Source organism: Microbacterium sp. CGR2 (genome assembly GCF_003626735.1).
Lineage (GTDB): Bacteria > Actinomycetota > Actinomycetes > Actinomycetales > Microbacteriaceae > Microbacterium.
In genome coordinates this window covers 1776740-1787889 of sequence record NZ_RBHX01000001.1, presented here as the reverse complement: position 1 = coordinate 1787889, position 11150 = coordinate 1776740, and the positions used below count along the sequence as shown (strand labels likewise).

The window sequence follows — 11150 nt, the reverse complement described above, 5'->3', positions numbered from 1 at the left end:
GAACCGGCAGGCGGCAACCGGCAGGCTCGGCCGCCGCGATGAACGTCTATCCGCGCGGAAGATCTTCGCTCGGTAACAGAGCGTCACACTTCGCCGCGATCAGCGCGAGCGCAGCAGACCCGCCTGCTCGGGGTGTGCGGAGAACCAGTCGGCGACGTACCAGCAGACGGCATCGACCTTTCGGTCCCCGCGTCTCCGGATGTCGGCCACCGCACCTTCCACGACCTTCCCCGCATAGCCGTGGCCGCGGAAAGTCGGGACGGTGAACGCTCTCGTCAGGGCGATGGTGCGGCCGTCGTCGCGGTAGTCGAGGACGCTGACGAGCTTGCCGTCTCGCATGAGGGTGTAGCGCGATTCATCTTTCTCATCGGTCAGGAGGAAGCCGCCGACGCTGGTCGAGATCGTCATTCGAGCAAGATTACGCCCGCATCTGCGCGCCGGGTCGTTTTGACACGGAGGGAAACGATCGGACATAATCCCCCCATGACCACCAACGCGCGCCCTTTGTCCGCCCAGGAGGCGAACAGGACTGCCGGGATGATGATGCCCGGTCGCGTTGGCATGTGTTGCCGAATGTGTCGCTGAACGATCAGCCACCCCGCCTGACCTGACCCTTCGCGATCTGCGAAGTCAGAGTCTCCGAGCACCCACCCTTTGCTCGCTTCCCGGCTCCGCCGGTCATTCATGCAACGCATCAGAGCCGCTCTTCGGCTCACGTCCTGAGGACTCATCATCATGTCGAACATCGCACTTCTCGAGCGTCCCTCCACCACCACGTCCGCTCGCCCCGTCCGCACGCCGCAGCCCGAGGGTTCCGCCCCGCTGAGCAACGCGGGCGCCGACCTGCCCGCCGTCCGCTCGCCGCGCGGCTTCGCCCTCTACGTCGGTCTCGACGAAGTCAAGGCCGCGGAGGCAGGAGTGAGCCTCCCCCTTCTCGTCGACGCCCTGCGCCGCACCCTCGCCGAGCTCGCCCCTGGTGCCGAGACACATGCCACGGTGGCGCTCGCCCCGCACGGCTCCGGTGGCCGCGATCTCGATGTCGTCCGCCTGGCGCTGCAGGAGCCGGGCGCCATCGCCCGCACAAAGGCGGCCGCCGAGGAGGAGATCACTGAAGAGGAGATCGGCGTCACCGTCGACATCTCCCGCAAGCGCGTGCTCATCGACGGCGAGTCGGCGGCGTTCACCTACAAGGAGTTCGAGCTGCTGCAGTACCTGGTGCTCCGCGAGGGACGAACCATCGAGCGCAGCGAGCTGGTCTCCGCACTCTGGCAGGCCCAGGACGACGAGACGCCCGGCGAACGCACGATCGACGTGCACGTGCGCCGCCTGCGCGCCAAGCTCGGCCGGTACGAAGACATCGTCCGCACGGTCCGGGGTATCGGCTACCGCTTCGATCGGCATGCCGACGTGGTCATCCGCTACGGCCACGGCACCCCCTCGCCCGACCGCTTCTGACTCGCGTCCCCGCTGCGAATCGCCGAACGACCGGCCTTCGGCCCGGATGCGACCATACGAGCGATTTCGAAGTCCCCACGGTCGTCGCGGCCGCGCCGGACTGTCAGGCCCGATTGTCCGGGCCCGACTGTCAGGGCCCGCGCGTAGGGTGGGGCGCATGACCCTGACAGCAGGCCCCGGAGCGGCCGAAGCCGCGCCGACGGATGCTCCGCTGAAGACGGTCTACCGCCCTCCGCACGACCTCGATCTCGCCCGCACCGTGGGCGTGCTCCGTCGCGGAGGCATCGACCCGACGACTGTGCTTGACGGTTCCGTCATCTGGCGCGCTGTACGAACTCCCCTCGGAGCCGCAACGCTGGCCTTGCGCGCGATCGGCGGTGAGGTCAGGGTGACGGCCTGGGGCGCAGGTGCCGCGCATGCGCTCGACGTCGTACCCGCCCTATGCGGCGCAGACGATGATGCGGCTGATTTCGACGCGTCGAAGCATCCGCTCATCGCCGAGTCGGCGCGGCGCAACCCCGGACTCCGGCTGACCCGCACGGGGGAGGTGTTCGACGCGCTCGCGTGCTCGATCCTCGAACAGAAGGTCACCGCAGTGCAGGCCTTCGGGGCGTGGCGCTACCTCGTCTCGAGGTTCGGGGAACGCGCGCCAGGGCCGACCCCGCGACCGATGTTCGCTCCACCCGCGGCATCCGTCTGGCGGACGATCCCCTCCTGGTCCTGGCACCGCGCGGGCGTGGAACCGCCCCAGTCGAAGACCATCGTGCGGTCCGCGGAACGCGGTGATCGCATCGAGCATGCCGTGCGCGGAGCCGTCGACGGTCCTGATCGCGACCGGGTGCTCACCAGTCTTCCCGGCGTCGGCGTGTGGACCTCCGCCGAGACCCGAATACGCTCCCTTGGCGACCCCGATGCCGTGAGCGTCGGCGACTATCACCTCGCACACGAGGTCGGTTACGTGCTCACCGGCTCGCGCACTGACGACGACGGCATGCTGGAGCTTCTGGAACCGTGGGTCGGGCAGCGACAGCGTGTCATCCGTCTGATCTTCGCCAGCGGAGTGAAGGAGCCCCGTCGAGGACCGCGTCTGGCCCCGGAGAATCACCGCCACCGGTGAGCATCCGCGTAGGCTGACGTCATGTCCCGCCGCGCGCTCCGCACCTCCGTCACCGTCGGCCTGCTGATCCTCGGCGTGGTGATCGGGCTGATCTTCGAGAACGTGTGGCTCGGGCTGGCGATCGCTGCCCTGGTCTGGCTCGCCTGGTTCCTCGGATACGAGTCGCGACGCGGCAACAACGCCGGGGTCAATGACGAAGACCACGGCATCGAACTCTGACAGCATTCGTCCGCGCCACTCCGCTGACCGCCTGTCAGTAGTACACCGCCAGCGGCCCGGACGGGCCGTCGACCACGCGTACCGGTGTCTCGAACACCCGCGTGAGGACCTCGTCCGTCATGATCTCGGCCGGTGAACCGAACTCCACCACGGCACCGTCCTTCATCGCGCAGATGTGATCGGCGTAATGCCCCGCGAAGTTGATGTCGTGGAGCACGATGACGATGGTGCGTCCGAGCTCCTCCGCAGCGCGGCGCAGGTGTTTCATCATCTGCACCGCGTGCCGCATGTCGAGGTTGTTCAGCGGCTCGTCGAGCAGGACGAACTCGGTGTCCTGCGCGAGCACCATCGCCACGTAGGCGCGTTGACGCTGCCCGCCGGAAAGCTCATCCAGATAGCGCCCTTCCAGCGAACCGAGGTCGAGGAAGTCGATCGCTCGACTCACGATCTCCTCGTCGGCCCGGTTCAGCCGCCCCTGCGAATGCGGAAACCTTCCGAACCCGACGAGCTGGCGAACCGTCAACCGCGTGACGAAGTGATTCTCCTGCCGCAGGATCGACACGACTTTCGCCAGGTCCTTCGACTTCGTCGAGGCGACGTCGAGGCCCGCGATCTCGATGGCACCGGCATCCATCCCGTTCAGGCGCCCGATCATCGTGAGCAGGGTCGACTTGCCCGCGCCGTTCGGACCGATGAGCGCGGTGATGCCGCCGGCGGGTATCCGCAGATCGACCGGGCCGATCGCGACTTCACTGCTGTACTGCCGGCGAACGCCGTCGAGTGTGATCACAGTCTGCCCTTTCTGAGGATGACGATGAGGAACACGGTGCCGCCGACGAGCTCGATGAGGATCGACACCATCCCCTGCGCATAGAAGATGTTCTTCATCACGAAGTAGGCGCCCGCAAGGATGGTGAACGCCGTGAGCACCGCCACGGGGAAGATCAGCCGATGGTCGTGCGTGTCGGCGAACTGGTAGGCGAGAGTGGCGACGAGGAAACCGAGGAATGTCATCGGTCCGACCAGCGCCGTGGACGTCGCCATCAGGACCGCTACGAGGAACAGCACGATGAACAGTTCGCGCCGATGGTCGAGCCCGAGCGATCGTGCAGCATCCGGGCCGAGCGCCATCAGGTTGAGGCGACGCGAGCGCAGCCACAGCAGGGCGGATGCCGCCACGACCAGGGGAATCGCCAACGGCAAGTAGGACGGATCCGCGTTGGACACATTCCCGAACAGACGGGCGGTGAGCACATCGAACTCGCTGGGGGTCAGAAGCCTCTGCATGAAGGTCGAGACAGCCCCCAGGCCGCCGCCGATCACGATTCCGATGAGGAGCATGATCTGCAGATTGGCGTACCGCCCCGACAGCAGCCAGCCGTACAGTGCCACCGCCAGCCCGACCATGATCGCGACCTGCATCGCGAACTGGCCGACGCCCTGGATCGCGACCAGCCCGGCGACGCCGAACAGATACACCGTCGATGTCTGGACCACGCGGTACAGCGACTCGAAGCCCATGATCGACGGGGTGATGATGCGGTTGTTGGTGATGGTCTGAAAGCTGACCGTCGCGACGGCCTGGGCGACCGCGACCAGCGCCATCACCGTGACGTCGGTCGCGCGGAGTTGCGCGATCCGCCAGAATCCCGGCGAGCCGGCCGGCATCGGGTTGTCCCAGGTCAGCAGGCCCACGCCGGATCCGACGGCCAGCACGGCCAGGATGCCGAGGACGACGACATAGCGACGCTGCGACCGCCGGCTCGTGAAGGCGCCGGCCGAGCGCGACGGAGCATCCGCCGTTCTGTGCCGCACCAGACTGTCAACCACGGCGGCGCTGCCTCAGCAGGAGGAGCACGAACACGATCGCCCCGACGACTCCGAGGATGAGCGACACCGGGACCTCGAAGGGCTGGATGATCGTGCGACCGATGAGGTCGCACACCGTGACGATCGCGATGCCGAGCAGGCACACCCAGGGAAGGTTGCTGCGGAGGTCATCGCCGCGCACCATCGACACCACGTTCGGCACGATCAGTCCGAGAAACGGCAGGTTGCCCACGACCACGGTGACCACGCCCGTGGTGACAGCGATGAGGACGGTGCCGAGCAGGATGACCCGGTCATAGTTCACCCCGACATTGGTCGCGATCTCCTGGCCGAGCCCGGCAATGGTCAGGCGATCGGCGACGAAGAAGACGATCGCCCCGATGATCGCGACGATCCACAGCATCTCGTACTGCCCACGCATCACCGAGGTGAAGCTGCCGGCGAACCAGACACCGAGGACCTGCAGGGAGTTCGTGGCCAAGGCCAGGTAGGTCGACACCGCGCCGACCACCGCACCGAGCATGATTCCCACGATGGGGACGATGAGCGAAGACTTCAGAGCCACTCTCCGCAGGAAGGCGAAGAAGACCAGCGTGCCGATGAACGCCGCGATGACGGCGCCGACCATCCGCAGCGTGAGCGAGGGCTGCGGCACCAGCACCATCACGACCAGCAGCCCGAGGCCGGCCCATTCGGTGGTGCCGGTCGTCGTGGGCTCGACGAAGCGGTTCTGCGTGAGCAGCTGCATCACGAGCCCGGCCATGGCCATCGCTGCGCCGGCGAGGACGAGAGCGATGGTTCGCGGGACGCGCGTGATCTGGAACATCTCGGCGCCGTCGTCGGCCCCGGTGACGTCGTACACGCCGGTGAAGAGCGAGACGACGAGCAGCGCGACGACGACGAGCACGCCGACGAGGAGCTTCCCGTCGACGAGTCGGGCCCGGGGGCGGAGGGAGATCGTGGTGTCAGTGGAGGTCATGATGAGGTCCCGGTCGTCGAGGCGATGCTCGACGACCGGGCAGGATTCACTTCTCGAGAGCGTCGGCGAGGTCGTTGAAGAACGCGGTGTAGGTCTGGATACCCTCGTTCAGATACGTGTCGGTGGGCATGTAGACGAGTTGCTCCTCCTGCACGGCGGTGACGCCCGAGAGCGCCTCGGAGCTCTCCAGGATCTCGGCGGCTTGGACGTAGTCGGGCGTCTCGGCGGCGAACACCGCGTCGCGGTCGAGCACGAGGATCCAGTCGGGGTTCGCGGAGGCGATCGCTTCGACGGAGATGTCGTCGCCCTGGTGATCGTCGGTCGCCTCGTCGACCTCGAGTGCCGGAGTCAGCTCGAGGATGTCGAACACCGGACCGAGCGAACGACCCACCGTCGGGGCGAGATAGCCGATCTCGCCGCCCGAGGTGTTCACGGCCATCACCGTCTCGGCGTCGTCGTAGGCGGCCTTGGCGCGATCGACGGCCTCGTCGAAGTCGTCGACGAGTTCCTTCGCCTCGTCCTGCTTGCCGAAGATCTCACCGAGCACGGTCACCTGTCGCTTCAGCTCATCGTCGAACGGCTCGCCCTCCCGCGGCTCGAGATCGATGATGGTCGCTTCGGGAACGAGGTCGGCGATCGCGGCGTTGTGTTGCGTGAAGCGCTGGCCGCTGATGATGAGGTCGGGCTCGACGGCGACGATCGCCTCGAGGTCGGGCTCGCTGTGCAGACCCACGTCGACGATGCCGTCATCCTTCACGTAGGACACGGTTTCCGGCATGAGCGCGACCGCCCCCGCCGACAGATCGACGTCCCAGTCCGAGAGCGTCTGGAACGTGCGGTTGTCGAGGGCGACGACGGATGCCGGCGGCGTCGCGATCTCGTGCTCGCCGGTGTTGTCCTCGATGGTGACGGATGCCGCTCCCGATCCGGTCTCCTCGGGTTCGGCGGCACTCGGTGAGGCGCAACCGGCCAAAGCGAGGAGTCCGACGAGGCCGAAGCTGGTGACGGTGAGGGTTCTGGGCACGGACATGGAGAGGCTCCTGTTCTGCGGGATGCTGCGCACACGATGGGCGCCGGACGAGCGAGCTTAGGGTAACCTTCCCTCGCTTGAATTAGGTTAGCCTTACTTTATGAGCGATACGAAATCCGTCTTCACGATCGAGCGTCGCGGCCTCGACCTGCGCTTCCGCAACGTCAGGCTGAGCGAGCGCGAGTGGCTGACACCCGGCTTCGTGCGAGTGCGGCTCGCTGGCTCCGATCTGGAAGGCTTCACATCTCTCGGCGCCGACGATCACATGCGGCTGTTCTTCCCCACCGGTCCGACGAACTCCGTCGAGGAGCTGCGCGCGTCGCCGAGCCGTGAGTACACCCCTCTGGCGTGGGGCGATGACTGGCTCGACGTCGAGTTCGCTGTGCACGGCGACACGGGCATCGCCGCGAGATGGGCGGCGACAGCTCCCCTGGGCTCGACGATCGGAGTGGGCGGCCCGCGGGGGTCTGCGATCATCAGCGGTTCTCCCGGCGCCTGGCTGCTCGCCGGCGACGAGACCGCGATCCCCGCCATCCGCCGTTTCGCCGCTCAGGTCCCCGCTGCGGCATCCGCACGCATCGTGATCGAGACCACCGCCTCCGCAGGCGAGGTCGACATCGATGCTCCTGTGGATGTCGAGTGGCTGCCCCGCGGCGACGCACCCGCGGGCTCGGCGCTCATCGCCTTTCTCGATGCACTGACGACCGAAGGTGCCATCGGGGATGATCCGTTCGTCTTCATCGCCGCCGAGCAGTCCGTCGTCAAGCCGGGGCGGGCGTTGCTCGAACGGTGGGGGGTCGATCCTTCGCGAGCTGTGGTGAAGGGCTATTGGAAGCGTGGCGAAGCGGGATAACCTTATGGGCATGTCAGTCCGTGCCGCGATCTACCTCCGAATATCCATTGACCGTCACGGCGACGGGCTTGCCATCGACCGCCAGCGAAGCGACTGCGAGAAGATCGCTCGGGACCGCGGCTGGGAGATCACGCAGACCTACAGCGACAGTGTCAGCGCCAGCAAGCGCGACGTCCGGCGTCCGGGGTATGACCGGATGCGTACGGACTACGAGGCGGGCAACTTCGACGCCCTCGTGTGCTGGGATCTCGACCGCCTTACGCGCCAGCCGCGGCAACTCGAGGACTGGATCGACCTCGCCACCGATCGCGACCTGATCGTTGTCACGGCGAACGGTGAGGCCGACCTATCCACGGATGGCGGACGCATGTACGCGCGCATCAAGGCGTCTGTCGCGCGCGCGGAGGTCGAGCGGAAGAGCGCACGCCAGAAACGGTCGAATGAACAGAACGCCGAGCGCGGGTTCTCTCACCGCGGCAACCGTCCGTTCGGGTGGGAACTGGGGGGCAACCAGGTTCGAGAGTCGGAGGCCGTACACATCCGAGAGGCGGCGCGGATCATCCTTGAAGGCGGTTCGCTGCGCTCGGTGATCCGGTACTTCGAGTCTCATGAGATCTCGGCGCCGCGTGGCGGGCGCTGGACGAATGCATCTGTCCGCACGCTCCTGACCCGGCATCGGATCGCGGGCATCCTGGTCCGCGGAGGCATCGCGCAGCCGGTGAGCCAAATCCAGCCGATCCTCGATCGTGAGACTTGGGAGGAGCTGCGTGCGATCATCCTTGACCCGGATCGGCGAGCAAACCGAGGGCGCACCCCCTCTGAGGCGTGGCTGGCGGGAGTGCTCACCTGCCCATGCGGTGCGCGGTTGGGGTCCAGCTGGAAGCACTCTCGGGGATCCAAGACGCGCACATACGTCTGCCGTGCGGTCATTGAGACGACCGACGGATTCGACGGGCAACACGTCTCGATCGCCGCCTCCATCGCCGAGAGTTCTGCGATGGCTGCCCTCTACGCCGCCCTCGGAGCCGGCGCCGAAACAGGCGAGGACACCGCGGTAGCCGATCTCCGCGCCCAGTTGGCAGGCATTGACGAGCAGCGCGCTCGTGCCGAGGAGGTGTACGCGCTCACCGGCTCGACGACGTCACTGAGCTTGCTGCAGCGATACTCGGCCGAGCGCGGTGAGGTACGCCTAGCGTTGGATCGGGCGCTCGCTCAGCGGGGGACGGAGCGGATCCTCGAGGGCGCACGCGGCGCGTGGGCGGCGAGCGGGATCGACTTCGATCTGTGGAGCCAGTCCCTCTCGACCTTCGCGCGATCATTCCGGGTAATGGAGACGGAGCGGAAGCGCTCTTTGGCGCAGGCGACCGTCGTCGGCCACCTCACGCGAGAGGGGCGGGGTGGCGAGCGGATCGTTTGGATGACCACCGGCGGCGATGAGATCGGCCGCATCTGACGCCAGAATTAGGCAACGAGGTCGAACCTAAACTGGACGAATGGCCCTCTCCCGTCCCCCCTCGCGCACTAGCTCGAGCTGGGCTGACGAGATCCGCGACGAGGCCGTCCTCGAGTTCAACGGCGAGATCACCGTCAGCACGAAAGGCACGCGAGGCACACGCGACAAGGTGACCGGCGACTACGGGCCGTACACGCCCGGCGAGATCGTGCTTAGTCGACGGCGGGCCCGCGCGCAGCACCTCCAAGCGCCGAAAGAGACGAGCAGCGGGGGCGGTGCTCAGTCGAGTCGTCGCTACCGCTTCCAGTGCGAGATCCTCGCCGGCGACCCGGAGATCACCGAGGAGTCGGTCACTCAGGGACTCGTCGTGGAGTTCACCGGCGGCCGCGATCCAGAGCTTGCGAAGATGAAGTTCCAGGTGCGGTTCGCCACGAACTCGTCGCATGCCGCACTCCGAACGATCGAGACAGTCACCGAGGGCGGCCGTGGCTAATCGCGGTCGCCACGGCACCGCGCGCAAATCGGTGACTCTCGCGATCGGCGACATCGAGGACTGGATGCGCGGCCAACTCGAAGAGCAGCTTCTCGACTTCGCCCACGGGATCATCGAGGACGCCACCCTCTTCGGCGAGGACCGCATGAAGGAGATCATCGAGACGGCGATCACCAGGACGGGTGCAGAGCGCGCTGCTACGAGCGGCGGACATCCCGGCCGCATTGACAGCGGCAACATGATCGACGACATCCAATCCAACATCGACCTCTTCGGCGGCAGCCGAGTCGAAGGCTCGTGGGGCTGGGAGCTTGGCCTCGAGATCTACTACCTCTACCAGGAGTACGGCACCGCGGACATCGAAGGAATGATGGCCCTCCAGCAGTCGTACGTCGAGGCGCGAGAGATGATGCTCGAGCGCCTGAGCAACGCAGGACTGAAGGTGAGCTGATGGCCGCACACGGACTCCAGGAGCGACGCAACACCCTGGCGAAACTGAAGACGATCAACGGCGGCCGCGCCTGGCAAGGGTCGGTCGACGACGAAGCGATCATCCCGCGTCACACCGAAGACGGTTCAGTGATGGCCTACGCGGTGATCACGTTCGGCGCCCCCGTGAAGACGAAGCGCGACCGAAACCTCACCAACAGCGAGCTGGGCCAGCCTCACGTCCTGGGCGCCACTATCGCGTGCGTCGCCGGCGACCCCGATGACGCGCAGGATCTCATGGCTGACGTCATCGAGCTGCTGGTCGACTGGAAGCCGTCAGAATCCGCTGATGCTTACGAGGCGAAGGGCGGCTTCGGATCGCGCCGCCCCGCAACCGAAAACGTCCCTACCCGGTACATCGAGGGGCTCTACCTGGAGACCACGGTGAATCAGGGCGTCGACTGGGACCACTCCGTCCAGAATTAAGCGCCAAAATCGCGCCTAGCCTTGAGCGTATGGATGACCTGAACGCGCCGAGGACGTACCGCCATGCACGCACCGGGCTCATCGGCGTCTACGACCGCCGAGTCGCTCTCGAGGATCCAAACCTCATCGAAGTTGACGTCGATGCGAAGCCTCTCGCTTTCACCCCGATCCCCAGCGAGGCAGTCGCCGACTATCTCGCGTCCCACGAAGAGAAGTCGGGTGAGGGGAACGTCACGCGGCGAGACGCAAAGACCGCTCGGCGTGACTCTGCAGGTAAGCGATAGCCGCGCGCAGGACCTCCGGGCTATCACGGGCGCTGCCCAGCATGTGATTGCAGTTCAGGCAAAGGGTCCCGCGAACGCATTCGCCGCAAGAGCCTTCACCAGCGCAGCAGGCGTGGTCATGGTCGATCGCGGTCTTCGTCCGGTCGCCACAGAGTTCGCAAACTGAGCCAGCGACGTACATCTGCATGAGCCGCTCGGGAGTGAGCCCATAGAGGCGCAGGACTCGTGTGTGCTTCGCGCAGAACTCGATCGACGACTTCGCGGTGTAGGTCCCTTCACAGTCTGGCACCGGGCACGAAATGCGGCCGCGAATCGGGTGAAGCTCGTGCCCGAAGTAACGCTGGCTGGCATGTGTCGCGCAGAGATCGTTCGCTTTCATCGGGAGCATACATCCATCAAAGGAGCACACACCTCCACGCTGCCATGAGTGCTTGCGTAGCGGGCGCAACCCCTCACCTCGCTTCGACTGGGCATAGTGACCATCGCACAGGCCTCGACGGGACGCGAAGTTCTCGCATGCCT

The 11150-nt window shown here is 66.3% G+C and carries 15 protein-coding genes; 9 read left to right on the top strand and 6 right to left on the bottom strand.

What is annotated here, in order from left to right; translation table 11 throughout:
* Positions 1-99 precede the first annotated feature (99 nt).
* Positions 100-408 carry a GNAT family N-acetyltransferase gene (locus tag D7252_RS09155; RefSeq protein WP_120775115.1) on the bottom strand — a complete coding sequence of 103 codons (309 nt, stop codon included), beginning with the start codon at positions 406-408 and terminating at the stop codon, positions 100-102.
* A 327-nt stretch (positions 409-735) separates the two neighbouring features.
* On the opposite strand from D7252_RS09155, the gene D7252_RS09145 reads away from it, so the two are divergent.
* The 3 genes from D7252_RS09145 to D7252_RS09135 all read left to right on the top strand — a co-directional run bounded on the left by D7252_RS09145 (position 736) and on the right by D7252_RS09135 (position 2791).
* Positions 736-1455, top strand: a complete 720-nt coding sequence (locus D7252_RS09145) for a winged helix-turn-helix domain-containing protein (protein WP_120775113.1) — start codon at positions 736-738, stop codon at positions 1453-1455.
* A 157-nt stretch (positions 1456-1612) separates the two neighbouring features.
* Entirely contained in the window at positions 1613-2572 is a 960-nt protein-coding gene (locus D7252_RS09140; protein ID WP_120775112.1) for a DNA-3-methyladenine glycosylase, read from the top strand.
* Positions 2573-2593: 21 nt separating this feature from the next.
* On the top strand, positions 2594-2791 hold the full coding sequence (locus D7252_RS09135; protein ID WP_120775111.1) for a DUF3329 domain-containing protein: 198 nt from the start codon (positions 2594-2596) through the stop codon (positions 2789-2791).
* A gap of 34 nt (positions 2792-2825) precedes the next feature.
* On the opposite strand, the gene D7252_RS09130 is transcribed toward D7252_RS09135, so the two are convergent.
* Genes D7252_RS09130 through D7252_RS09115 form a run of 4 tightly spaced genes read right to left on the bottom strand, consistent with a single transcriptional unit; the run spans position 2826 to position 6630 of the window.
* Positions 2826-3581: an ABC transporter ATP-binding protein gene (locus D7252_RS09130; RefSeq protein ID WP_120775110.1), complete on the bottom strand. Its 756-nt coding sequence runs from the start codon at positions 3579-3581 to the stop codon at positions 2826-2828.
* Positions 3578-4621 (bottom strand): iron chelate uptake ABC transporter family permease subunit, encoded by a 1044-nt coding sequence (locus tag D7252_RS09125; protein WP_259461075.1) that lies wholly within the window; start codon positions 4619-4621, stop codon positions 3578-3580. The genes D7252_RS09130 and D7252_RS09125 overlap by 4 nt, the downstream gene beginning before the upstream one ends.
* Positions 4614-5600 carry an iron chelate uptake ABC transporter family permease subunit gene (locus tag D7252_RS09120; RefSeq protein ID WP_120775109.1) on the bottom strand — a complete coding sequence of 329 codons (987 nt, stop codon included), beginning with the start codon at positions 5598-5600 and terminating at the stop codon, positions 4614-4616. The genes D7252_RS09125 and D7252_RS09120 overlap by 8 nt, the downstream gene beginning before the upstream one ends.
* A 46-nt stretch (positions 5601-5646) precedes the next feature.
* Positions 5647-6630, bottom strand: a complete 984-nt coding sequence (locus tag D7252_RS09115) for a siderophore ABC transporter substrate-binding protein (RefSeq protein WP_120775108.1) — start codon at positions 6628-6630, stop codon at positions 5647-5649.
* A gap of 100 nt (positions 6631-6730) precedes the next feature.
* On the opposite strand from D7252_RS09115, the gene D7252_RS09110 reads away from it, so the two are divergent.
* The 6 genes from D7252_RS09110 to D7252_RS20040 are packed head-to-tail and all read left to right on the top strand — an operon-like array spanning position 6731 to position 10628.
* The gene (locus D7252_RS09110) at positions 6731-7483 is read left to right on the top strand and encodes a siderophore-interacting protein (protein ID WP_120775107.1); all 753 of its coding nucleotides are present in this window, start codon (positions 6731-6733) and stop codon (positions 7481-7483) included.
* A 10-nt stretch (positions 7484-7493) separates the two neighbouring features.
* Positions 7494-8936 (top strand): recombinase family protein, encoded by a 1443-nt coding sequence (locus D7252_RS09105; RefSeq protein WP_120776880.1) that lies wholly within the window; start codon positions 7494-7496, stop codon positions 8934-8936.
* Positions 8937-8976: 40 nt separating this feature from the next.
* Positions 8977-9429 carry a DUF6093 family protein gene (locus tag D7252_RS09100; protein WP_120775106.1) on the top strand — a complete coding sequence of 151 codons (453 nt, stop codon included), beginning with the start codon at positions 8977-8979 and terminating at the stop codon, positions 9427-9429.
* Complete coding sequence (locus D7252_RS09095) at positions 9422-9880, top strand: hypothetical protein (RefSeq protein ID WP_120775105.1); 459 nt, start codon at positions 9422-9424, stop codon at positions 9878-9880. The genes D7252_RS09100 and D7252_RS09095 overlap by 8 nt, the downstream gene beginning before the upstream one ends.
* Complete coding sequence (locus D7252_RS09090) at positions 9880-10344, top strand: hypothetical protein (RefSeq protein WP_120775104.1); 465 nt, start codon at positions 9880-9882, stop codon at positions 10342-10344. Before D7252_RS09095 ends, D7252_RS09090 begins: the two co-directional genes overlap by 1 nt.
* A 29-nt stretch (positions 10345-10373) precedes the next feature.
* Complete coding sequence (locus D7252_RS20040; RefSeq protein WP_120775103.1) at positions 10374-10628, top strand: hypothetical protein; 255 nt, start codon at positions 10374-10376, stop codon at positions 10626-10628.
* Here the strand turns inward: D7252_RS20040 and D7252_RS20580 are convergent.
* On the bottom strand, positions 10576-10809 hold the full coding sequence (locus tag D7252_RS20580; RefSeq protein WP_374225786.1) for an endonuclease domain-containing protein: 234 nt from the start codon (positions 10807-10809) through the stop codon (positions 10576-10578). The two genes, D7252_RS20040 and D7252_RS20580, sit on opposite strands and share 53 nt — an antisense overlap.
* Positions 10810-11150: the final 341 nt, after the last annotated feature.